This window comes from Cellvibrio sp. PSBB006 (assembly GCF_002162135.1).
Taxonomy (GTDB): Bacteria; Pseudomonadota; Gammaproteobacteria; order Pseudomonadales; family Cellvibrionaceae; genus Cellvibrio.
In genome coordinates this window covers 5,152,814-5,175,441 of the sequence record NZ_CP021382.1, presented here as the reverse complement: position 1 = coordinate 5,175,441, position 22,628 = coordinate 5,152,814, and the positions used below count along the sequence as shown (strand labels likewise).

General features: G+C 51.5%; 18 protein-coding genes. 8 read left to right on the top strand and 10 right to left on the bottom strand.

Features of this window, described 5'->3' with window-relative positions:
• Window positions 1-33 precede the first annotated feature (33 nt).
• The 7 genes from CBR65_RS21560 to CBR65_RS21530 all read right to left on the bottom strand — a co-directional run bounded on the left by CBR65_RS21560 (window position 34) and on the right by CBR65_RS21530 (window position 10,972).
• Window positions 34-2,457 carry an ATP-binding protein gene (locus tag CBR65_RS21560; protein WP_087468775.1) on the bottom strand — a complete coding sequence of 808 codons (2,424 nt, stop codon included), beginning with the start codon at window positions 2,455-2,457 and terminating at the stop codon, window positions 34-36.
• A gap of 20 nt (window positions 2,458-2,477) precedes the next feature.
• Window positions 2,478-3,056 (bottom strand): biliverdin-producing heme oxygenase, encoded by a 579-nt coding sequence (locus CBR65_RS21555; protein WP_087468774.1) that lies wholly within the window; start codon window positions 3,054-3,056, stop codon window positions 2,478-2,480.
• Window positions 3,057-3,492: 436 nt separating this feature from the next.
• Window positions 3,493-4,722: an NAD(P)/FAD-dependent oxidoreductase gene (locus CBR65_RS21550; RefSeq protein WP_087468773.1), complete on the bottom strand. Its 1,230-nt coding sequence runs from the start codon at window positions 4,720-4,722 to the stop codon at window positions 3,493-3,495.
• A 46-nt stretch (window positions 4,723-4,768) separates the two neighbouring features.
• Window positions 4,769-5,338, bottom strand: coding sequence for a dCTP deaminase (dcd, locus tag CBR65_RS21545; RefSeq protein WP_087468772.1), 570 nt, complete (start codon window positions 5,336-5,338; stop codon window positions 4,769-4,771).
• 91 nt (window positions 5,339-5,429) lie between these two features.
• Window positions 5,430-6,530: an iron-sulfur cluster carrier protein ApbC gene (gene apbC / locus CBR65_RS21540; protein WP_087468771.1), complete on the bottom strand. Its 1,101-nt coding sequence runs from the start codon at window positions 6,528-6,530 to the stop codon at window positions 5,430-5,432.
• A 134-nt stretch (window positions 6,531-6,664) separates the two neighbouring features.
• A complete protein-coding gene (locus tag CBR65_RS21535) occupies window positions 6,665-9,745 on the bottom strand; it encodes an efflux RND transporter permease subunit (RefSeq protein WP_087468770.1) in 3,081 nt (1,026 codons plus the stop codon).
• 105 nt (window positions 9,746-9,850) lie between these two features.
• Window positions 9,851-10,972 carry an efflux RND transporter periplasmic adaptor subunit gene (locus tag CBR65_RS21530; protein ID WP_087468769.1) on the bottom strand — a complete coding sequence of 374 codons (1,122 nt, stop codon included), beginning with the start codon at window positions 10,970-10,972 and terminating at the stop codon, window positions 9,851-9,853.
• Between the two features lie 939 nt (window positions 10,973-11,911).
• Here CBR65_RS21530 and CBR65_RS21525 point away from each other — a divergent pair.
• The 4 genes from CBR65_RS21525 to CBR65_RS21510 all read left to right on the top strand — a co-directional run bounded on the left by CBR65_RS21525 (window position 11,912) and on the right by CBR65_RS21510 (window position 13,987).
• Window positions 11,912-12,070 carry a DUF3309 family protein gene (locus CBR65_RS21525; RefSeq protein ID WP_087468768.1) on the top strand — a complete coding sequence of 53 codons (159 nt, stop codon included), beginning with the start codon at window positions 11,912-11,914 and terminating at the stop codon, window positions 12,068-12,070.
• Between the two features lie 55 nt (window positions 12,071-12,125).
• Complete coding sequence (locus CBR65_RS21520) at window positions 12,126-12,269, top strand: entericidin A/B family lipoprotein (protein WP_087468767.1); 144 nt, start codon at window positions 12,126-12,128, stop codon at window positions 12,267-12,269.
• 143 nt (window positions 12,270-12,412) lie between these two features.
• On the top strand, window positions 12,413-13,006 hold the full coding sequence (locus tag CBR65_RS21515; RefSeq protein WP_087468766.1) for a DUF938 domain-containing protein: 594 nt from the start codon (window positions 12,413-12,415) through the stop codon (window positions 13,004-13,006).
• 78 nt (window positions 13,007-13,084) lie between these two features.
• On the top strand, window positions 13,085-13,987 hold the full coding sequence (locus tag CBR65_RS21510; protein WP_087468765.1) for a histone deacetylase: 903 nt from the start codon (window positions 13,085-13,087) through the stop codon (window positions 13,985-13,987).
• Window positions 13,988-14,007: 20 nt separating this feature from the next.
• Here CBR65_RS21510 and CBR65_RS21505 read toward each other — a convergent pair whose 3' ends face one another.
• The 3 genes from CBR65_RS21505 to CBR65_RS21495 form a co-directional block, all read right to left on the bottom strand.
• A complete protein-coding gene (locus CBR65_RS21505) occupies window positions 14,008-14,973 on the bottom strand; it encodes a pyridoxamine 5'-phosphate oxidase family protein (RefSeq protein WP_087468764.1) in 966 nt (321 codons plus the stop codon).
• Between the two features lie 3 nt (window positions 14,974-14,976).
• Window positions 14,977-15,606, bottom strand: coding sequence for a glutathione S-transferase family protein (locus CBR65_RS21500; protein WP_087468763.1), 630 nt, complete (start codon window positions 15,604-15,606; stop codon window positions 14,977-14,979).
• 122 nt (window positions 15,607-15,728) lie between these two features.
• Window positions 15,729-16,640 (bottom strand): LysR family transcriptional regulator, encoded by a 912-nt coding sequence (locus CBR65_RS21495; RefSeq protein WP_198300838.1) that lies wholly within the window; start codon window positions 16,638-16,640, stop codon window positions 15,729-15,731.
• A 261-nt stretch (window positions 16,641-16,901) separates the two neighbouring features.
• Between CBR65_RS21495 and metG the strand changes: the two genes are divergently transcribed.
• The 4 genes from metG (at window position 16,902) to rsxC (ending at window position 22,567) form a co-directional block, all read left to right on the top strand.
• Entirely contained in the window at window positions 16,902-18,920 is a 2,019-nt protein-coding gene (gene metG, locus CBR65_RS21490) for a methionine--tRNA ligase (protein ID WP_087468761.1), read from the top strand.
• Window positions 18,921-19,061: 141 nt separating this feature from the next.
• On the top strand, window positions 19,062-19,637 hold the full coding sequence (gene rsxA, locus CBR65_RS21485; RefSeq protein WP_087468760.1) for an electron transport complex subunit RsxA: 576 nt from the start codon (window positions 19,062-19,064) through the stop codon (window positions 19,635-19,637).
• Between the two features lie 21 nt (window positions 19,638-19,658).
• Entirely contained in the window at window positions 19,659-20,279 is a 621-nt protein-coding gene (gene rsxB, locus CBR65_RS21480; RefSeq protein WP_087468759.1) for an electron transport complex subunit RsxB, read from the top strand.
• Window positions 20,279-22,567, top strand: coding sequence for an electron transport complex subunit RsxC (gene rsxC / locus CBR65_RS21475; protein ID WP_087468758.1), 2,289 nt, complete (start codon window positions 20,279-20,281; stop codon window positions 22,565-22,567). Before rsxB ends, rsxC begins: the two co-directional genes overlap by 1 nt.
• Window positions 22,568-22,628: the final 61 nt, after the last annotated feature.

The window sequence follows — 22,628 nt, the reverse complement described above, 5'->3', positions numbered from 1 at the left end:
ATTAACGAGGCTTCAGCCATGCCGGAAGACATTCTAATCCTCAAGAAAAGAATCAGCCAGGACCTGTTCTTCCGGTGCTGCAGCATCCATGGCACCCCGCAACGGCAATTGAATAAAAAAGGCGGTACCCTCACCTAATTCGCTACGCGCCCAGATCTTACCGCGGTGGCTGTCCACTATCTTGCGGCATACAGCCAGACCCAATCCGGTGCCATGATAATCTTCGTTGGATTTATGCAGGCGGCTGAAAAGCCCGAAAATTTTCTCCTCATATTCCTTTTCAAAACCAATGCCATTATCACGAATCTCGAAGGTGGCAGTATCAGCAGTTTCCTCAACCCGGGTGATACTGATTTGGGGAACCGCACCGTTCTGCACGAACTTGATAGCATTTTGCATCAGATTCTGGAACAGCCGATTAATTTGCGCCGCGTCGGCACAGATGCCACCCAAGTCACCGACATGAATCTGGGCACCTGACTCTTCTATCGCAACATGGAGATTGGACAACACATCTCTCATGATGTCATTCAGGTTAACGTAGCGAATACTTTCCCCGGTGACACCAATACGTGAGAAGGATAACAAGTCTACAACCAACATCTGCATGCGGTTGGCCGCCTTGATCATGCGCCGCAGGTAATCCTGACTGCGCGTATCCAGCTGATCGGAAAAATTATGCAGCCGATCACCCAGAACCTGAATCTTACGCAAGGGTTCCTGCAAGTCATGGGAAGCAATATACGCAAACTGCTCCAGCTCCTTATTTGACGCTTGCAGGGCACGCAACGACAACTCCAACTCCTGCTGGACTTTTTCGCGCTCGCGGATTTCCTGCTCAAGTGACAAGGTACGCTGAGCAATCTTACGTTCCAGGTCTGCATTGCGCTCGCGCAAGAGTTCTGTGTTCACCATCAGATAATTCTGCATGGTGTTACGAAATTTCAACACATTGCGAATTTCAATTTCATTGAAGGGTGCTGAGGTAAAGCGCACCTTTTCCTTCCACAACTCGAAAGAGCGTCGCGGCATCAATCGATGACTACCATCATCCAGGAACTCGATCGTCTTTTCCGGTTTACCACCCCAGTGTCTGGTATTCATTACCTCCGGCCGGACCCATAAAAAAAACTGCCGATCCGTGAATGACAAGACAATAAACAGAATACCGCTGGCGACTCCGGCAAATTCACGGAACTCAGGATTGATATCGGATAACTTGTGCGTGTGAAATAAAAATGACTTACCGACTTTGGTAAACAACCAATCCACCAATTGTTCAGTTTGCTCATCCGAAGGGGTGCGACCATAACTTTCGGCATGTCCTTCAAGATTCCACACCACGCCTTCAGCATTGGCCAGCCCCAGCATCGCAGGAATGTCCTTCCGCAAACCATCCACGTAATTCACAACCTGCACCATGTTTTCCGCCAGACGCGCATTCAACGCCAGCAATTCGGAATCGTATAATCGCGCTTGCGAACGATCATTGGTCGTAATGAGGTGTGAGATCAGTACGCTGAGAAACAAGGCTGCTTCTCGCGTTTCAACGGAAACCTTATGTGGAGAATAGTGGTGGCAGGCGATCAGTCCCCACAGGTGATCATCCACAATAATGCTGATTGACATGGAGGCACAAACGCCCATGTTCTTCAGATACTGAATATGAATAGGCGATACACTTCGCAACATACTGAACCCGAGATCAGTGGGGCCGTCTGTATCCGGGTGCAGCAGCGGAACCAGAGCGCTGGGCTGAGCATTGACATCGGCAATAATGCGCACTTTGTTTTTGACATACAGCGAACGTGCCTGGGCAGGAATATCAGACTCCGGGAAGTGCTGCCCCAGAAAAGAATTTAATTTATCCACCTTGGATTCAGCGATGACTTCGCCGTTATACTCGTGATCAAACCGATACAACATCACCCGATCATATCCCGTAAGATCCCGAACCTCGGCTACGGAACGCTCAAAGATAGCCTGCAATTCTGCATGCTCACTGAGGGAGCGCGTAAACTCCTTAATCTTATGATAATAGCTGGCATATTGAATACTGATATCCTGCGGAGACTGTTCCACATCAATCAATACAAGGTCACCCTCACAGTGAAACACCGCATCAAAGAGCACATTCTCTACCAAGCTGGGCGACAGCTTTACTTTGATGGAGTTAGCAGTGCGGGCATATTTGGATTCAGAATTTAGCGCAACATTTAGAAACGTATAAAAACTCTCTCCCAATAGTTCAGTCACCTTCTTGCCCAGGAAAAAATCGGCAGGCTCGCCGGTAAAGCGAATAATATTTTCGCTAACCTGTTTAATAATAAAATCATGTCTGCCAATCACGACCAACATGCCGTGAGGCTGTATGGAACCCGGAATATGAATAGGCTCCTCATGGCAATTATCCAGGGTGACTGCAAAAGGCTTATGGGGGGATTTTTTCTCAATCATTGTTAATCATCCTCATCAGCTCATCGAATCCGAATCAAAAGAGAATAAATATATTCAAATGCTATTTTGGCCCCGCTTACTAACTGGTTGGCAGCTTGATTATTAGCCACAAAAAAACCATTCACAACCTGACCAAATTCGCTCCACATATCGCTGCGGTCACTACCATAGTTGGAAAAAAAATTTCCATACAACTCCACATTCATCCAATCGTATTTCATCAAATGATTGATGATAATCTTTCCACCCAATGTGGACCCTTCCATTACATACATCACACCCAAGGCAGCAGCCTCATTAGCGACACGGGGAAGAGGAGGAGCAGAGATATATGGCGCTTTTACAAAGTAGCCGCTTCGTAAATAGATCAAATCTTTTTTGAGAAGTTCGATCTTTGAGCGTTTTTTTAATAACTCTGATGTTAATGGGAAACCAGATATTGCCGACTCCAGCGAAGAGTAGGCTGCATAAAATGCATTAATCACATCGTAATACCGGCTCGGCGAAAGCTGGCAATCAAACAGCTTATTACGCAGAATATTTTCTGCATCTGCATGACAATCAGCCGTTTGTTTCTTCATTTCCAGCATGATGCTCATAGGCGAGCCCTCAAGGTAATGCGCGTTAACGTCATGCGCACTGATAAATAAAACTCATCATTAATTCGCTATACCCTCCAAACCACATTATTTGTATAAAAACAAACGCAGAAGCGAACTTTCTTGCCGCACGCGTTCATACATTTTGATATTGGGACTGGGCTGCTTTATCCAAAGTCATTTATATCGTTTGTGCAAAGCCTTTCACATTTCTGATCAATACCCGAAAAATAATCCACAGAATGCACCAACACGGTTCACGGCAGTGTTGTTTGTCGCCCATTTTGACAAAGAATATCGATTTTAATTCTGAAAGGATAAAAAGCAGTTATCTTATGTATGCAATAGAACGTAAGCATAAATAACCAAGCATTTAAAAAAATATTTATAAAAAAATACTGTTATTATTTATACAACAACTATCACAATAAAATTTTTAACAATACTCACCGGCAGCATGACCGGAAGCCCACGCCCACTGAAAGTTGAAACCACCCAGATGGCCAGTAACATCTACCACCTCTCCGATAAAGTGAAGCCCCGGCTGATTCTTTGCTTCAAGTGTTTTCGAGGAAAGATCTTTAGTATCAATGCCCCCCAAGGTTACTTCTGCTGTGCGGTAACCTTCCGTGCCGGCAGGTAACACTTGCCAATAGTGAAATTGGTTGGCAATTATTTGAAAATCTTTTACGCCATATTGATTTAGTGGGCGATTACCATTCCACTGTTCACCCCACAAATCACAAAATATTTGTGCGATATTTTTAGTGAGCAGCTCGCCTATTACAGTACTTAATAAAACCTTGGGCCGCTGTTGCTGTTGATGGCGTAAATGTTCTTCCAGATCAAGATGCGGAAGCAGGTTTACCTGAACAGCTTGTCCCGGCTTCCAATAGGAAGAGATCTGTAAGACAGCAGGGCCACTCAAACCACGATGAGTAAACAGCATATTTTCAGTGAAGGAAGCTTCGTTACCTTTATCATCTTTACAGCTTATGCGAACTTCTATTGCATTACCCACACACGAAGCAAACACGGCCAACTGTGCTGGCGATAATGTAAAAGGTACCAGCCCGGCGGAGCGGGGTTTTAACGTGAGGTTAAATTGTGTAGCGACTTCATAACCCAATCCCGTTGCGCCCATGGTGGGAATGGACAAACCACCCGTGGCGACAACCAGAGACTCGCAAAGGGTTTCACCAAGGCTGGTGTGAACGCGATAACGCAGCGGTGACTCACTCGCTGGCAATGCGGTAATTTTTTCTATTTGGCAGTGGGTGTAAATATCGGCCTTTGCTTCTGCACATTCAGCCAACAACATGGTGAGAATATCCTGCGCTTTGTTATCGCAGAATAATTGGCCAAGCTTTTTTTCATGATAGGGAATGCCGTGCTTCTGTACTAACGCCAGAAAATCCCACTGCGTAAAACGCGACAACGCCGATTTACAAAAATGGGGATTTGCAGAAAGAAAATTGTCCGGCAAGGTATGCAGATTCGTAAAGTTACAGCGACCACCGCCGGACATCAGAATTTTTTTACCGACTTTATTGGCATGGTCGACAACCACAACATGCCGGCCGCGTCGACCCGCGATAGCAGCGCACATCAGGCCGGCGGCACCGGCACCGATAATTAACACATCTGTTTGTTGAGGTAAGGGCATGTTCAGTCACTAGTGCGAGTCACTGGTCCCTGGTGACTGTACAACATCAGGTTTTCGGCAGGGTCACGCCACGTTGCCCTTGATATTTTCCGCCGCGGTCCCTGTAAGACGTCTCACAAATTTCATCGGATTCAAAGAACAACATTTGGGCAACGCCTTCATTGGCATAGATTTTTGCAGGCAGCGGCGTGGTGTTGGAAAACTCCAGGGTCACATGCCCTTCCCACTCGGGCTCCAGAGGGGTGACATTAACAATAATGCCGCAGCGCGCGTAGGTGGATTTTCCCAAACACACCGTCAATACCGAACGCGGAATGCGAAAGTATTCAACGGTGCGTGCCAGAGCAAAGGAATTGGGGGGAATAATGCAGACATCGCTCTTGATGTCGACAAAGCTTTTTTCATCAAAATTCTTGGGGTCAACCACTGTGGAGTGCACGTTGGTGAAGATCTTGAATTCATCAGCGCAGCGCACATCGTAACCGTAGCTAGAGGTTCCGTAAGACACGATCCGGTGCCCATCGGCATCATAGCGAACCTGACCGGGTTCAAAGGGTTCGATCATGCCGTGCTGCTCGACCATGCGGCGCATCCACTTATCGGATTTGATGCTCATGCTGACTCCCACATACAGATAATTTGACGGGCGGCATGATAGCGGTTTTCGCCCGAGCCGCCTACCGTGAATAGCCTGCAAGCAGGTCGGATTAGTCTTCGGTGATGATGATGTCTGGCATCGGGGCGGCGGAGAGGTTGAGCAGCCAGAGCTGGGCGGCCAGTTTGCGCGCGATAGCGCGGTAGGATTGAGTAATCGCTGAATCCGGTTCGACGGCGACCGAAGGCGTACCACCATCGGTTAATTCACGAATCGACAGATCCAGAGGCAAGGCGCCAAGTAGATTGGTGTGATATTCCTGGGCAATACGTTCACCGCCGCCAGCGCCGAAGATATGCTCGGCATGACCGCAATGTGAACACACATGGATCGCCATGTTCTCCACTACCCCCAGCACCGGCACCTGAACCTTGCGGAACATCTCGATTCCCTTCTTGGCATCGAGCAACGCAATGTCCTGTGGTGTTGTAACGATCACAGCCCCGGTAACCGGCACCTTCTGCGCCAGGGTAATCTGGATATCGCCAGTACCCGGGGGCATATCAATGATCAGGTAATCCAGATCGTCCCAGCGCGTCTGCATGAGCAACTGCTGCAGTGCCCCACTGACCATGGGCCCACGCCACACCATCGGCGTCTGCTCGGTCACCAGATAACCCATAGAGATCGATTGAATGCCGTGAGCTTCAATAGGCACCATCATCTGTCCCTTGCCCTCACCCACGATCTGCGGACGCTGCTCACCCACCCCCAGCATATGGTGCTGGCTCGGCCCATAGATGTCGGCATCCAGGATACCCACCCGCGCACCCTCCGCCGCCAGCGCCAGCGCCAGATTCACCGCCGTCGTGGATTTACCCACACCGCCCTTGCCGGACGCTACCGCAATAATATTTTTTACACCGGCAACAGCTTGCTGCGCATTGGCAGCGGGGCTCGCCGAAATCACCCAATCCACATCCACCGACAGCTTCGTCACCCCCTCGACCCGACTCACCGCATGATGAATCGCAGTAGCCAACGTCTGAGCTACGCCCTCAGCGGGATAACCAAGATCGATACTGACCGCAACCTGATCACCCTCCACAGCAATACTATGAATGGCATTCAACTCACCTAGAGGACGCTGCAAGCTAGGCTCCAGCACACCTTCTACAGCGACGCGCAATGCAGCTGAATCGATATGGGTCATGGTAAAAGTCCTCGGAAGAATAACGGGCGGCAGTATAGTGCAATTGAGAAACAGAAATAAGTTGGGATTCTTTAAACAAAAAGGGCATCAATCGATGCCCTTTTTGTTGTGCAACTCATATATCAAAACACCGATCAGACCGTCGCTTCCAGCTCCGCCAAACGTGCCTTGTCCTTCTGGTGATCCTTCGCCAACAGCACATACACCGAAGGCAAAACGAACAGCGTAAAGACCGTACCGATCGCCATCCCGAACACCAACACCAGACCAATCGCATTACGCGCCTCTGCACCGGGTCCGGACGCAAAGATCAAGGGCGCGTGACCGGCGACTGTAGCGATACTGGTCATCAACACCGGACGCAGACGGATAACCGCCGCTTCGCGCACCGCTTCAATCTTGCTCATGCCCTGCTCTTGCATCTTGTTAGCGAACTCCACTACCAGAATGCCGTTGCGCGCAATCAGACCGACCAAAGTCACCAGACCGACCTGCGAATAAATATTCAGTGTGCTGCTGAAACCGTCGGTAAAGAACGGCATGGGCATGGGCATCTTGAAAAAGGTAAACAGCAGCGCGCCGAATATCGCCAATGGCACCGACCCAGCCAGAATCACGATCGGGTCGCGGAAGCTGTTGTACTGTGCCGCCAACACCAGAAAGATCATCAACAAGGCCAACATCAACGCCGGCAGGAACGTATTGCCCTCGCGGTCGAGCTGACGCGACTCGCCGGTGTAATCAATGCTGTAACCTTTTGGCAGAATCTTGGCCGCCTCTGCCTGTAAATATTCCAGGGTTTCACCCAAAGGTTTAATGGTCACACCACTGATCTTCACCGCGTTTAACTGCTGCATCCGATTAATGGTTCGCGGCGCGGTGACGTGGGTCATGGTAGCGATCTGATCCAGGCGAATCATCTGACCATCCGCACCGGTAATATAAAGTTTGTTCAAATCATCCGGCGTTAACCGTTCGACACGTTTAACCTGCGGAATCACTTTATAACTCTGCCCGGACATGTTGAACCGGTTGACATAACCGCCGCCCAACAGAGTACCCAAATCCTGGGTCACGGTTTGCAGGTTCAACCCCAGATCCGCCACTTTTTCACGATCAATACTCAGTTGATATTCCGGTTGATCTACCTTCATATCTATCAGCGTGAACGGGAAGGTGCCACTGGCATTCATCACCTGTTGCAATTGCACCGCATACCCATAGATCTCCTTCGAATCTGCGGTAGAGGCAATGACAAATTCCACCGGGAAATCACCACCACCGGGCAGCGGCGGTGGGGTAATCGGCAGAATGCGCACACCGGAAACATTCGCTAACTTTTGCTGCAGTTCCGGCATGATTTCAAATACGCTGCGATCACGTTCTTCCCAGGGTTTAGCCACCATGCCGGAGAAACCACCGGTAGGGAAATTTATCTGGAACGTAAAATCCGTCTCCGGTACTTCCATGAATATCTGGTTTACCAACTTGCCGTAATAGGAAGATTGATCGAGCGTAGAGTTGGCGGGTGCGTCCACAATACCGAAGATCACGCCCTGATCCTCCATAGGCGCTAACTCCTTGGCGGAAAACATATAGAGCGGGAAACACAACAAGGCAATACCCGCCCAGAACATATAGATGCCTGAACGGTTGTTGAGTGTGACATCCAGTTTTCTGCTGTAGAACTTTTGAAAACGATCAAAAATACCGGCCAAAGGCGCGGTGACTTTTTGATGCGGCTTAAGCATGCGAGAGCCCAGCATGGGTGACAAGGTAATGGCCACAATCGCCGAGATGGTCACCGCACCGGCCAGGGTAATGGCAAACTCGCGGAACAGGGTTCCGGTCAAGCCACCGATCAAACCAATGGGTACATAAACAGAAATCAGGGTGACCGTCATGGCAATAATCGGCCCGCCCAACTCCCGCGCAGCGGTAATGGCGGCCTGGAAAGGTTTCATACCCTCTTCGATATGACGTTCGATATTTTCCACCATCACAATCGCGTCATCCACCACCAGGCCCACGCTCAACACAATGGATAACAAGGTCAGTAAATTGAGCGAGAAGCCAAACACCTGCATGATGAACAAGGCACCCACCAGCGACAGCGGGATGGCAACAATCGGAATAAATACCGAGCGACTGAAACCCAGAAACAAAAAGAGCACCACAACAATAATCAGCAGGGTTTCTGACAGCGTCTTGATCACCTCAATGATCGCCGCATCAATATATTTGGTCGCATCATAAGCCACCACACCACTCAAACCCGTCGGCAATTCCGCCTGAATCGCTGCCATCTCTTTCGTAACGGCTTTCATTACCTCCAGCGAGTTGGCATTAGGGGCAACCCATACCCCCATAAATACGGCTGTCTCACCGCTGAAGTTAACTTCAGCGTCGTAGTTCTCAGCTCCTAGCACCACGTCAGCAATATCACTCAAACGTATGACACCCTCGCCGGTGTTGCGCACAATGAGCTGGCGAAAATCTTCGACATGTTTCAGATCTGTGTCAGCGCGCAAATTAACCTGGGTGTAAGCTCCGCGAGTCTGGCCGATAGCCGCCTGCACATTATTGCTCGCCAGCGCCTGGCGCACCTCCGAGGGAGTAACATTCAGCGCCGCCATCTTTTCCGACTTCAGCCAGATCCGCATGGCGAAGGTGCGTCCGCCGAGTACGTCGGCTCTTTGCACGCCGGCAATGGCCGTCAACCGGGGCTGTACGGACCGCGTCAAAAAGTCGGTGATCTGGTTCTGTTCGAGAATTTTGGAGCTGAAACTTAAGTATGCCGCCGCAAATTGACTGTCGGCGGATTCAATCGTGAGCGCCGGGACTTCCGCCTCCGGCGGCAAATCGCCGCGCACCTGGTTTACCTTGGCACTGATTTCTGTCATCGCACGCAAGGGATCGTAGTTCAGCTGTAAGTGAACATTAATAGTCGACATACCCATGGCGCTTTGTGAGGCGATGTAGTCAATCCCACCCGCCGAAGCAATGGCACGCTCAATCGGTGTGGTCACAAATCCACGCACCAGTTCTGCGTTAGCACCAACGTAGACGGTGTTGATGGTGATCATGGCAACATCACTACGTGGATATTGCCGTACTGACAGCGAGCTACCTGCCTGGATGCCCGCGATAAGAATCAGCAGGCTAACGACAATCGCAATTACCGGCCGCTGAATAAAAATATCTGTGAATTTCATAGATGAGGCTCACCACAGGGCCTGCGAGCTGCAGGCCGATAATCCTTGAAGCCGCACGAGTCAGGACACTCGTGCAAACCGTTCTTGATGTTCAACCCGTTGCGATCAACTGTCCGCTGGTGTCGGTTCCAGTTTAAATTCCGGCGCAGCAATATCACTCACCACCACTGACTGGCCATTAAACAACTTGAAAGCACCCGCACTGACAATCACGTCGCCTTCTTTCAAGCCATCGGCAATCTCAACGAAGTCACCGCGCGCTTTACCCAGACGAACAAATTGCTGGCGCGCCTTGAGGTTGCCGGATTCATCCTTCTCGACGATAAACACGGTATCCCCAAAAGGAGCATAGATAACTGACGTACCTGGCACGACGAGCACCGGCTCGGGGTTGGTAAGAACAACCCGCGTCTCTACCGCCATACCGGGAATAAGTTTGTTATCCGCATTCTCAAGGGATGACTGCACGGTTGCATTGCGGGTGAGGTGATTGATCTCGGCACCAATTGCTGTCACAACACCGTTCACCACAACGTCGGAACCATCACCTACGCGCACTTCAACATCCAGCCCCTTGCTCATGCGTACCAACCAGTGTTGCGGCACTGGAAAATTGACGCGGACACGATTGGTCGCTTGCAGGGAAACAATGTCAGCACCCACTTGCAGGTCCTGCCCCAGGTCGACCTGACGGATACCGAGACGACCGGCAAAGGGAGCGCGTACCACTTTCTTGGCCAGCGTCGCTTGCAGGTCATCCACATCGCCGCGGGCTGACTCAAGTTGCTGTACTGCCGTATCCAGCTCACTTTGTGACACTGTGTTTTTCTGGCGCAGCTGTAGCAGACGTTCGTGATTTGCCTGAGCCAGACGCAGACGTGCTGTCGCAGCACTCAATTGCGCGCGCTCGTTACTGGATTCCTGCTCCAGAAGTACTTCGCCAGCTTTCACATATTCACCAGAGGTAAATGCAATGCGTTGCACTTTGCCCGGAACTTCCGCCGCGATAGTAATACCTTCGTCCGCCTCAACCGTGCCGACAGCGGAATAAATATTCGGCCATTCCTGCATTTCTGCTGCGAAGGTACTGACCGACTCGGGTGGCGGCACAAACGATTCGCCCGCCTCTGCCATGGCCGCAAACTGGCTGATTTTAATACCGGCGATGATGACGAAAATGCAGAAAAGGGTCGCAACTGCGATACCAATTGATTTGACTTTACTCATAGGGAACAACCGTCCAGTGGAGAACAAAATTAATCTGAATTCAGAGGTGACCGTTTCAGAAAAACAGCCCGAAGATCAACCAGACCCTGGTTATCTCGGGGCTTAGCCATTGGTAACACCAACCGCTCAAAAAAGCAGCCGATTGTGGCATAGCCAAGGGTGAAACTGAAATTAACAAATGTCACAAAATGTAATGACCAGAAACGCCACAAACATCGGTAAAAAGCATGCACAGTAGCGAAATGAAAGTGCCGCCGATACAAGCCTCTACAGTCGGGCGGTGATGAATCATAGGGGTTTTTGGCCAGCTGTCCAACCAATATTTACAGCTATTGTTTAAGTTCTTATTAAGGGGCTTAAACATACCTGCAACATACTCGCTTCGACAGCCAGACCATTATCAACATATCTATGTCAGATACTGTCAGTAGGCTTTCAAAAATAGGGGTTTTTCTCCGTTCTGTCATTGCCTGACCAACCGCTATTTGCCAACCTGCTCGATGACGCGCACCCTTCGAATCCCCATGTAAGCTTCCAGGTTTTAGCTCTACATAAGCAGCGGCCTTAAAAACAACTCTTTTTATTACCTGAGCAGCGCCTGCTAGTTGGTGAGCCACACCCACCTCACAGAGAAAAACAGTCGGAGAATTCAGGGAAAGAAAGCCTTGATGACATGATTGGAGACGCAGGTCATTTCAGCGGTGGGACATAAGCAACGAGATAATCCAAGCCATGTCCTTGAACACGCTTGGTGCGCATACAAAATCACGCACGATCCTTTAGGTGTTTTTTTGTTCCGGACGTTCCGATAAAAACTTTTTCATTTTGATTGGCATCACGTTTCATTGGGCGCACAAAATCTATGTACGGGAGCGAACTGATATTTGATAACCAGAACTCTATTCTGGCCTCACATGCATAAACCAAAAGGAGTGCATTATGAGTGTAGGAACATTGTTATTAATTATTGTGATCTTGATGTTAGTGGGCGCCATACCCAGCTGGCCCCATAGCCGCTCCTGGGGATACGGTCCCAGCGGTATTTTAGGTGTTGTTTTGCTGGTGTTGTTGATTTTGTTGTTAATGGGGCGCATTTAGGGTACATCGAAGTAAACGGAATATTGTCTAACTCATCAACCGAGAGGGAAAAACTATGTCAAAGAAATTACTGACTTCATTATTTTTAATTAGCCTGGTTTCTATTTTTACTGGCTGCAATACCATTGAAGGTGCAGGTGAAGATCTCGAAAGTGGTGGCGAAGCCATCCAAAGAGAGTCGCGTGAAGCGCGCGATTAATCATCTCTGCTGCACAAAAAAGCCTCCGCATTGACGGAGGTTTTTTTTGGCTTCTCTTCTTTCGCTGGATTTACCTTGCCATCCACAATCGCTATAGTCACCCTCGTTATTGCCTGAAAATCTTCTCTTACCGATTGTGGATTATGTCAAACAAACCCTTTTCCCAGGCCTGTGAAAACAACAAAGCCCCCATACTCGCGGTATTGCTTCGGCATTTTCAGCAGGCTCGCCATGTACTGGAGATAGGCTCAGGCACCGGTCAGCACGCCGTTCATTTTTCGGCGGCCATGCCGCACCTTATCTGGCAGACGTCTGATCGCGAGGATTACCTTCCCGGCATTAATCTGTGGATCACAGAATACCCTCATACCAACCTTCGTCCGCCGCGCGTTCTCGATGTGACTCAAGCACACTGGCCAAGCGGTTTCGATGCGGTTTTCAGCGCGAACACAGCACACATTATGAGCTGGCCCAACGCGCGCCATATGATTCAGCAGGTTGGCCAGCGCCTGCCATCCGCCGGGCTTTTCGCTCTGTATGGCCCATTCAATTACCAGGGGCGCTATACCAGTGATAGCAATGCCCAGTTTGATCAACACCTGAAAGCCATGAATCCCGAACAAGGTATCCGCGATTTTGAAGCGGTGAATGAAGCAGCCGAAACTGCCGGATTGATGCTGTTGGAAGATAATGCTATGCCCGCCAACAATCGCTTGATCATCTGGCGTAAGCAATGATACGTATCAAGGTATTACGGCAACTACTGCTGATATTTATCGTTCATTATTTTCATTAACTTCGACTCATGCATTACCATGATTCCACTTGTCACCAATCCGGCGTATAGCTTTGACTTTGACAGCAAGCATCGCTTTCCCATGGAAAAATTTCGGTTGCTGCATGATTATTTGCAGGAGCGTGGTATCGCCACAGCCAGCAATACCTTTCGCCCGGGCAAAGCCAAACAAATCGTTCTGGAACTGGGGCATTCCCGGGATTATCTGGAACGTTTTATTCACAACCGACAGTCGCCACAGGAAATCCGGCGCATGGGTTTGCCCTGGAGTGAGGGCTTGATGCATCGCACACTGATCTCACCCAACGGCACCTTGCTCGCCGCGTCCCTCGCCTTGCAACACGGCATTGCCTGCCACCTGGCGGGTGGCACACATCACGCGCATTATGACTTTGCTTCCGGCTTTTGCATCCTGAATGATTTGGCCATTGCTGCGCGCGCCTTGATTGAGCAAGGCAAAGCAGAACGAATTTTGATTTTTGATTGTGATGTTCATCAGGGGGACGGCACGGCGAGTATTCTGAAAGAGCAGCCCAATATTTTTACCTGCTCGATTCATTGCGAAAAAAACTTTCCTGCACGCAAAGCCAAGAGTGATCTTGATGTGGAATTACCGATCGGATTAGGCGATCAGGATTATCTGGATGTTGTGGAAAAAATCCTGCATCGGCTACTAAACGAATTCAAACCGTCTTTAGTGATCTACGATGCCGGCGTTGACGTCTATGAAAAAGATCCGCTCGGGTTGCTTAACATTAGCCTGGAAGGCATACGCAACCGGGAATATCTGGTGCTTGAAATGTGCCAGAAAAAATCCATTCCGGTGGCTACGGTTATCGGTGGTGGTTATGACCGGGATAGATCAGCACTGGCCCGTCGCCACGCGTTAGTTGTGGAAGCCGCAACGGAAATTTTCCGCTAATTTTTATCCTGCGTTTATTGTTAAACACCCTCCTGCCAAACGCCGGTTTGAAGACTTTTTGGCGACCATTCTGTGAACGACCAACGCAGCGGTAGCGCGGCCGGACGATAAACCATGTGCTTCACATCGAGATGCCACAGCCGCTCAGCACCCTTGAATGTCGAAATAATGGAACCGGACAATACCAGTTCTGTTTGTCCGGTGAGTTGCAACAGATCCCCCGTTTCAAAATCAATAAACAGCAACCCCGCGCGGGGATTCACCATAAAATTGCCGAGTGTATTGAAATGAAAATTACCGGAAAAGTCTGGAATCGTAAGGCGATTTTGCTCCACCTGAACGAAACCGGCTCGGCCTCCCCGATGCGAAACATCCACTGAGCGTTTGCCGCTCACCGGATCATCGACATAACTCGCAACAAAAAGCGTATCGGCCTGGCGAATCATCCTGCGCGCAGTCTCATTCAATTCATCCGCAACAAATCGTGAAGGGCGTGATTGATGCTCGTCGCCAACCCAGGAATAATCACGCTTCTGAATGTATTGCGGACAATTACCAAAAGAATGCTCCACCGTCAGCTCAAAACCCTCTTCATCGAGCTGACTAACTACACCGTTGACACGATTACGCCGTCGCGTTTCAAGTTCGATACCTAACATGCCGAGCGCCATACCCTGCTGTATATTGTCACAGGCAGGATCTTCCGCAGGTGGCATCGCATTTACGCGCAAACGACGCGGCTCAGGTGAAACAGCAAAGCCAGGGTGACCGGTCAGGATGCTCGCCCAGGTATCACCTTGAGCATCGACACTACCCATCACCATAAATGGCAACTGCTGGAAAAATTCGCGGTGTTGATCAGGCATATAGTCCCTGATGACACGCGCACCTATCTGTTTCATCTTGTCGGAAACTCCGGCAAGGACGTGCAATTGGCGCTCGCCCGAGTGCCAGGGATCATGACGATCTTCATCGGTCGTTTTCATTGTTCACGCACTCATCAAACCAACAGGAGACTTTTTCATCGCGACAAAACCCGGCAAGGTTTCCACGCGATTCAACCAGGCGCGTACCTGCGGATACTCTTGTAAAGAAACATTGCCTTCCGGTGCGTGAGCGATGTAACTGTATCCGGCAATATCGGCGATGGTCGGTTGATCACCCACCAGAAATGCACTGCGCGATAACTCCAGGTTCATAACTGAAAGAAGCGCATGAGCGGAACTGATAACGTCCTCCGCATTAAAAGGAGCACCAAAAACGGTGATAAGACGCGCTCTTGCCGGACCAAATGCCAAAGGGCCTGCCGCTGCCGACAACCATCGCTGGACTTTTGCCGCACCCACCGCATCTTCCGGCAACCACTTGTCAGGCGCGTAGCGTTTGGCGAGATAAACCAGAATCGCGTTAGCGTCTGCCAGTATCACTCCGTTGTCATCAATGACAGGAACCTGACCAAAACTGTTCAGGTTGAGAAACTCGGGTTTTTTATGTGATCCGTTTGCCAGATCTACCTCAATGAACTCCACCGGGAGTCCCAGCAGCGACAACATCAGCTCAACGCGATGACAATGTCCAGACAACATGTGGCGATAAAGTTTGACAGGTTTGGTTGACATCATTGGCTCCTCAACAAGATGAATTGTCCGAGCCATTGTGGAAGACATTTCTGCTGTAGAGAATGATCAAATTCTGCAAAAGACTATTTCAATCTGTGCAACATATTTCGCAGCCGCCACAATCACGGTGAAAAATGTAACGCGGGATCAGCACGCAGACGGGCTACACAATAATCGACAAACGTGCGCACCCTGGCAGATACTTTCGCGCCGCCCTGATAAACCACATGTACCGGCAAAGCAGGCAGCTCATAATCCTGCAATACAATTTCCAACTCACCTCTCGCCACCTGTCGCGCTACTTGATAAGAGAGCACGCAGGTATAGCCCCAACCGGATATCGCCGCATTAATTGCCGCCTGATTTGCCGTGACCACCAAACGTGATTCCGGCAAGAACGCTGTTGTCCCTCCGTCCACCCTAAACTGCCATTTGGCGAGCAATGGACTATTGGAAATTAACGCCGCGAGCTGCTCACGCAGATCATCAGGATGTTGAGGGCGACCGTGACGTTCCAGAAATTCCGGCGCCGCACAAACCACGCGCCTCACGCTTCCGACACGCAAAGCGTAGAGCCCACTGTCGGGTAAGTGCCCGATACGCAGAGCCACATCTACACCTTCATCCATCATGTTAATCACCCGATCAACCATCAATGCCTTGATGCTGACCTGCGGATGTTCATTGAGATAATCGACCATCAACGGAGTTATATATAACTCACCGAACAAGACCGGCGCAGTGATAACCAATTGACCGCGTGCCAGGGCATAACTGCCGGAGGCGGACTCCTCGGCCTCGGTTAATTCAGCAAGGATACGGCGACAATCCTCCAGATAACGCTGCCCCGTTTCCGACACATAAACGCGCCGCGTCGTGCGCGATAACAATAATGCGCCCAAGCGCGCTTCCAGAGATGCCACCGCCCGCGTGATACTCGCAGCGGACATTCCCATGCGCCGGGCCGCGGCGGCGAAGCTTTCTTCTTCAGCGACGGCGATAAAAACCTGCATTTCCTGAAATCTGTCCAACAAGATTCTCCATCGTGATGATAATTAATGGTCGGGCGCCTTAACTGCCACCCCGGGTATCTGCACCGTATTTTTTCCACGTGTACCTCGCGTCTCGGCCAGGCCGGACCAACTGATATCTCATGGCAAAAATGCTATAGTGCGCCTCCTTTCAGCCAGCTGGATTGTGGGTTATCCCCTGCCAGTGCATGAGCTGACGATTTCAATCGCACCATCTTGTAAAATTCGTGATCTGCACACAACCTTGGATAGATACCCAGACCTATGACCCAAGCTCGTAAAATTCTTGTTACCAGTGCCCTGCCCTACGCCAACGGCTCGATTCACCTCGGCCATCTGGTGGAATATATCCAGACCGATATCTGGGTTCGCTTCCAGAAGCTGCGCGGTGAAGATTGTTTGTATGTCTGCGCCGACGATGCGCACGGCACCGCCATCATGTTGAAAGCTGAGCAGCTGGGTCACAGCCCTGAACAACAAATTGCCAATGTCAAAGCAGAGCACCAGCAGGATTTTGCTGATTTTCTGATTGGCTTTGATAATTACCACTCGACGCACAGTGAAGAAAATCGCGAACTGTCGACGATGATCTATCAACGCTTGCTGGCCAATGGTCACATCGCGACCCGCAGTATCACCCAGGCCTACGACCCGGAAAAAAATCTGTTTCTGGCAGATCGCTACATAAAAGGCACCTGCCCCAAATGTAAATCCGAAGACCAGTATGGTGACAATTGTGAAAAATGTGGTGCCACCTATTCGCCGATGGACTTGATCAACCCCAAGTCAGCGATCTCCGGCGCGACACCGGTTGCGAAAGATTCCGAGCATTTCTTCTTCACCCTGCCTGCGTTCAGCGACTTCCTTAAAGACTGGACCCGTGCCGGCCATTTGCAAGATGAAGTGGCAAACAAGATGGCGGAGTGGCTGGATGCCGGTTTGCAGGAGTGGGATATCTCCCGCGATGCGCCCTACTTCGGTTTTGAAATCCCCGATCAACCGGGTAAATATTTTTACGTCTGGCTGGATGCGCCTATTGGGTATATCGCCAGTCTGAAACATTACGGCGACCAACACGGCATTGATTGGCAGGACTACTGGAAGCCGGATTCCACGGCGGAGGTTTATCACTTTATCGGCAAGGATATCGTCAACTTCCACGCCCTCTTCTGGCCCGCCATGCTGCATTCGGCCAAGTTGCGTACCCCCACCAAAATCTGTGTGCACGGCTTCCTGACGGTTAATGGCACCAAGATGAGCAAATCGCGCGGCACCTTTATTAACGCGCGCACTTACCTCAATCACCTGAATCCGGAATATTTACGTTATTACTTTGCCGCCAAACTGACCAGCGCCGTGGATGATCTCGATTTAAATCTTGAGGATTTTATCCAGCGCGTCAACAGCGATCTGGTGGGCAAGGTGGTTAACATTGCCAGCCGTACTGCCAAGTTCATCAACAATGCGGGCGGCACCTTGTCGACCACGGTTGCTGACCCGGCCCTATGGGAAAAATTCGTGGATGCGGGAGCTGTTATCGCAGCGCATTACGAAGCGCGGGACTTCAGCAAAGCCATGCGTGAAATCATGGCGCTGGCTGACGCTGCGAACGAATACATCGCCACCCAGGAGCCCTGGAAGCTGGCCAAACAACCCGGTCAGGAGCAATACACACTGGATGTCTGCACCCTGGGCATCAACATGTTCCGCGCCCTGCTGACTTACCTCAAACCTGTGCTACCGGCATTAACTGCCAAGGCCGAGGAATTCCTGGGTGAAACCCTGAGCTGGACGGCGCCGGTGCGTTTCCGTGGTGGTGATCAGATCAACGCCTTTGTTCCTTTATTAACCCGCGTTGAAAAAGACAAGGTGGACGCCATGCTCGAAGCCAGCAAAGAAGCCCTCGCCAGCGCCGCACCGAAAGCCAGTGGCCCTCTGGCGGATGACCCGATTGCGGACGAGATTGAGTTTGGCGATTTCGCCAGGGTGGATCTGCGCATCGCGTTGATCGCCAACGCCGAACACGTGGAAGGTTCTGACAAACTCTTGCGCCTGACCCTGGATTTGGGCGGGGAGACGCGCAACGTCTTCTCCGGTATTAAAGCTGCCTATAAACCGGAAGACCTGGTAGGCAAGCTCACCGTGGTGGTTGCCAACCTCAAACCGCGCAAGATGAAGTTCGGTATGAGCGAAGGCATGGTACTGGCCGCAGGCCCCGGAGGCAGCGACTTATACCTGCTTGAACCCCACAGCGGCGCCAAACCCGGCCAACGCGTAATGTAATACCACAACCCGGTAAACGCATTATCGCCACAGGTTTCAAGCATATTCCCAAATAAACGGCGTTTTGGATTGATCCCGCGCCGTTGCTTTACGATAATGCGCCCCTGAAATTTCAGGCGTCAGCCGACAGGTAGAGAATCCATGACCGAATTTGCCGTCATCATGCTCGGCACCATCCTGGTGAACAACTTTGTGCTGGTCCAGTTCCTGGGGCTGTGCCCGTTTATGGGTGTGTCCAACAAACTGGAATCGGCCATCGGTATGGCCGGCGCTACTACCTTTGTGATGACGCTCGCCTCCATCTGTACCTACCTGGTCTTCACCTGGATTCTCGCGCCTTTGGGCCTGGATTACCTGCGCACTATCTCCTTTATATTGGTGATTGCGGCGGTCGTGCAGTTCACCAAGATGTTTATGGAAAAAACCAGCCCATTGCTGTACCGCATCCTCGGGGTATTCCTGCCGCTGATTACGGTGAACTGCGCGGTGTTGGGCGTGGCCTTGTTGAATATCAACAAAACCCACAGTTTCTGGGAATCCACCCTCTACGGATTCGGTGGAGCGGTGGGATTTTCCATCGTATTGATCCTGTTCTCTGCCATGCGCGAACGCCTGGCGGTGGCCGATGTGCCCGTGCCCTTTAAAGGCGCCGCTATCGGCATGATCACTGCCGGGTTAATGTCCCTCGCCTTTATGGGCTTCAGTGGCCTTGTCTAAGCCGGAGATGTAGCACCGATTATGTTTGAACTCATTATCCAGAACCCCATCCTCGCTGCGCTGATCGCCTTGATCGGCTTGGCCGCGTTGTTTGGCGCAATCCTGGGTTTTGCGGCGGTGAAGTTCAAAGTTGAAGGCGACCCTATCGTCGACCAGATCGACAATCTGCTGCCGCAAACCCAGTGCGGCCAATGTGGCTATCCCGGCTGCCGGCCCTACGCCCAGGCTATTGCCGGCGGTGATGCCATCAATAAGTGCCCACCCGGCGGCCAAACCACCATCAACGCCCTGGCGGATCTGCTGGCTGTCCCCGCGCCCACCCTCGACGAAGAACACGGCGAGGAATCCGAAGTCAAGAAAGTGGCGTTTATCCGCGAAGACGAGTGCATCGGCTGCACCAAATGCATCCAGGCTTGCCCGATGGATGCCATCCTCGGTGCCGCCAAGCAGATGCATACCGTGATTGCCGATGAGTGCACTGGCTGCGACTTGTGTGTGGAGCCCTGCCCCGTAGATTGTATTGACATGATTCCGGTGGAAACCGGCGTTAAAGAGTGGAAGTGGGAGTTGCCCGCCATCAACGCCAACATCATCGCCACCGACCGCGATTCGCAGGATCAGCCCACAGGTAAAGCCGCTTAATGACCAGCCTGATCAAAATCCGGGAAATCCCCGGCGGAATTCACCCGCCTGAGCATAAAGCACAATCCTTGCGTTTGCCGCTGGGCTCGGTGCCGCTGCCGCCACAGTTGGTAGTACCGGTCAGCCAGCATATCGGCGAACCGGCCACACCGGTGGTTAATGTGGGTGAGCGCGTACTGACCGGACAGCTGATTGCTGCCGCCAATGGCGTCTTCAGTGCCAATATCCACGCGCCAAGTTCCGGCACTGTAGTGGCGATTGAAGATCGCGTCCTGACACACCCGTCGGGGATGAGCGACACCTGCATTGTGATCGAGACGGATGGCAAGGATGAATGGGTGCCATTGAGTCCCTGCGAGGATTACCACGCACTGGATAAGACGGCCCTGCAAGACAAAATCCGCCTGGCCGGGGTAGCTGGTCTGGGTGGTGCCGGCTTTCCGACAGCGGTAAAACTCAACCCGCGCTCTACGGAAGTGATTGATACCCTGATCATCAATGGCGCCGAGTGCGAGCCCTATATCACCGCCGATGACATCCTGATGCAGACCCGCGCCGAGGAAATCATCGCGGGAACCCTGATGGTCAGCCATTTGCTGCACGAGCCCAAAGACCTGATCATCGGGCTGGAAGACAATAAACCCCAAGCCCTGGCGGCCCTGCAAAAAGCGGCGCAAGGTACACGCATACAAGTGGTGGCCTTTCCGACCAAGTACCCCTCGGGTGGCGCCAAGCAGATCATCCAGATTTTGACCGGGCGGGAAATTCCTACCGACCACCATTCCGCCTACATCGGCGTTATTTGCCTCAACGTCGGCACTGTCGCGGCAGCCTGGCGTGCGGTGCGTTATGGCGAACCGCTGATTTCGCGGGTTACCACGGTAGTCGGTGAAGCGCTGGAGATGCAGCGCAACGTGGAAGTCCGCATCGGCACGCCGATTGACTATCTGCTTGCGCAACACGGTTTTGATACGAAGAAGGCCTCGCGCCTGATCATGGGCGGCCCGATGATGGGCTTTACCTTGCCAATCCCCAGCGTGCCGGTCATTAAAACCACCAACTGCATCCTCGCCCCCACAAAAAAAGAATTGCCTCCTCCACCGCCGGCGCAAGCCTGTATTCGTTGCGGCCTGTGCGCAGATGCCTGCCCCGCCAGTTTGTTACCGCAGCAACTGTTCTGGTATGCGCAAGCGGAAGATATGGAAAAACTGCAAGCGCACAACCTGTTCGATTGCATCGAGTGCGGTGCCTGTTCTTATGTGTGTCCGAGTAATATTCCACTGGTGCAATATTACCGCGCGGCCAAAGGCACGATTCGCCAGCACGAACTGGAGAAAGAAAAATCTGATCGCTCACGCCGTCGGTTTGAATTCCGTCAGCAACGTATCGCAAAAGAAGAAGCGGAAAAAGAAGCTAAACGTCTAGCACGCAAACAGGCCGCTGAAGAAGCAAAACAAAAGCTCGCCGAAAAAGCCGTCGCACCGGCGCCGCAAACTGCTGTTGTCGCCGAGGCCGTAGCCAAAGCTCGCGCCGTGCAGCAAACACCGGAAGAACAAAAAGCCAAACTTGAGCGTATGCTTGCCGCGGCACAAAACAGCCTTGAGCATGCGCGCCAGCCATTAGTACCCAATGAAGAAGGCGCGGTGATTACGCCGGAGCAATTGGAAAAACAACAGGCGCGGATCAAGCAAGCCGAATTAAAAGTCAGTGAGGCTGAGAAAAAACTCGCTGATTTTATGGCGACACAAGACGCTACGCCGGCAACCACGCCCGCCAGTGCCGAAGACCCGGTGGCCGCCGCCATCGCCCGTGCGCAAGCGAAATTAACCATGGCACCGGACGAAAAGTTACGCACGACACTTGAGTCGCTGCAATCGCGTCTTGCCAAAGCGCAGGAAAAGGCCGCCGCTGCCAAAGCCGAAGGCAGCGCTACCGCTGATGCACTGCAGCAAGGCGTAGAAAAACTGCACCAAAAAATTGCCGAAACAGAAGCCGAACTCGCACAACTGACCGCAACAGCAAAGCCGGCAACAGAGATCAGCACACCGCCAGTAGAGCAAAGTGCGGCAGACATCGCCATTGAAAAAGCCAAGGCCAAAGCGGCGGCGCTGGCGAGTATGAGCGATGCAGAAAAACGCGCAGAACAACTGAAATCCCTGGAAACCCGTTTGCAAAAAGCGCGCGAACGTCTGGCCAAAGCCGAAGCGGATAATGATCCGAATATCGAAGCCTTCCGCACCGGCGTCGTAAAACTCGAAGAAAAGCACAAAGACCTGCAAGACGCGTAAACACGTAGGTCGGATTAGCCACAGGCGTAATCCGACAATGACCCAAGATTCAGATCATGCA

Bases quoted from the DNA above. Each gene is read 5' to 3' on its own strand.
- CBR65_RS21560 (WP_087468775.1), bottom strand. From the start codon at position 2,457: ATGATTGAGAAAAAATCCCCCCATAAGCCTTTTGCAGTCACCCTGGAT.
- CBR65_RS21535 (WP_087468770.1), bottom strand. From the start codon at position 9,745: ATGAAATTCACAGATATTTTTATTCAGCGGCCGGTAATTGCGATTGTC.
- CBR65_RS21505 (WP_087468764.1), bottom strand. From the start codon at position 14,973: ATGAAAACGACCGATGAAGATCGTCATGATCCCTGGCACTCGGGCGAG.
- CBR65_RS21515 (WP_087468766.1), top strand. From the start codon at position 12,413: ATGTCAAACAAACCCTTTTCCCAGGCCTGTGAAAACAACAAAGCCCCC.
- metG (WP_087468761.1), top strand. From the start codon at position 16,902: ATGACCCAAGCTCGTAAAATTCTTGTTACCAGTGCCCTGCCCTACGCC.
- CBR65_RS21500 (WP_087468763.1), bottom strand. From the start codon at position 15,606: ATGTCAACCAAACCTGTCAAACTTTATCGCCACATGTTGTCTGGACAT.
- rsxB (WP_087468759.1), top strand. From the start codon at position 19,659: ATGTTTGAACTCATTATCCAGAACCCCATCCTCGCTGCGCTGATCGCC.
- CBR65_RS21550 (WP_087468773.1), bottom strand. From the start codon at position 4,722: ATGCCCTTACCTCAACAAACAGATGTGTTAATTATCGGTGCCGGTGCC.
- rsxC (WP_087468758.1), top strand. From the start codon at position 20,279: ATGACCAGCCTGATCAAAATCCGGGAAATCCCCGGCGGAATTCACCCG.
- CBR65_RS21510 (WP_087468765.1), top strand. From the start codon at position 13,085: ATGATTCCACTTGTCACCAATCCGGCGTATAGCTTTGACTTTGACAGC.
- CBR65_RS21530 (WP_087468769.1), bottom strand. From the start codon at position 10,972: ATGAGTAAAGTCAAATCAATTGGTATCGCAGTTGCGACCCTTTTCTGC.
- CBR65_RS21555 (WP_087468774.1), bottom strand. From the start codon at position 3,056: ATGAGCATCATGCTGGAAATGAAGAAACAAACGGCTGATTGTCATGCA.
- CBR65_RS21520 (WP_087468767.1), top strand. From the start codon at position 12,126: ATGTCAAAGAAATTACTGACTTCATTATTTTTAATTAGCCTGGTTTCT.
- CBR65_RS21525 (WP_087468768.1), top strand. From the start codon at position 11,912: ATGAGTGTAGGAACATTGTTATTAATTATTGTGATCTTGATGTTAGTG.
- apbC (WP_087468771.1), bottom strand. From the start codon at position 6,530: ATGACCCATATCGATTCAGCTGCATTGCGCGTCGCTGTAGAAGGTGTG.
- dcd (WP_087468772.1), bottom strand. From the start codon at position 5,338: ATGAGCATCAAATCCGATAAGTGGATGCGCCGCATGGTCGAGCAGCAC.
- rsxA (WP_087468760.1), top strand. From the start codon at position 19,062: ATGACCGAATTTGCCGTCATCATGCTCGGCACCATCCTGGTGAACAAC.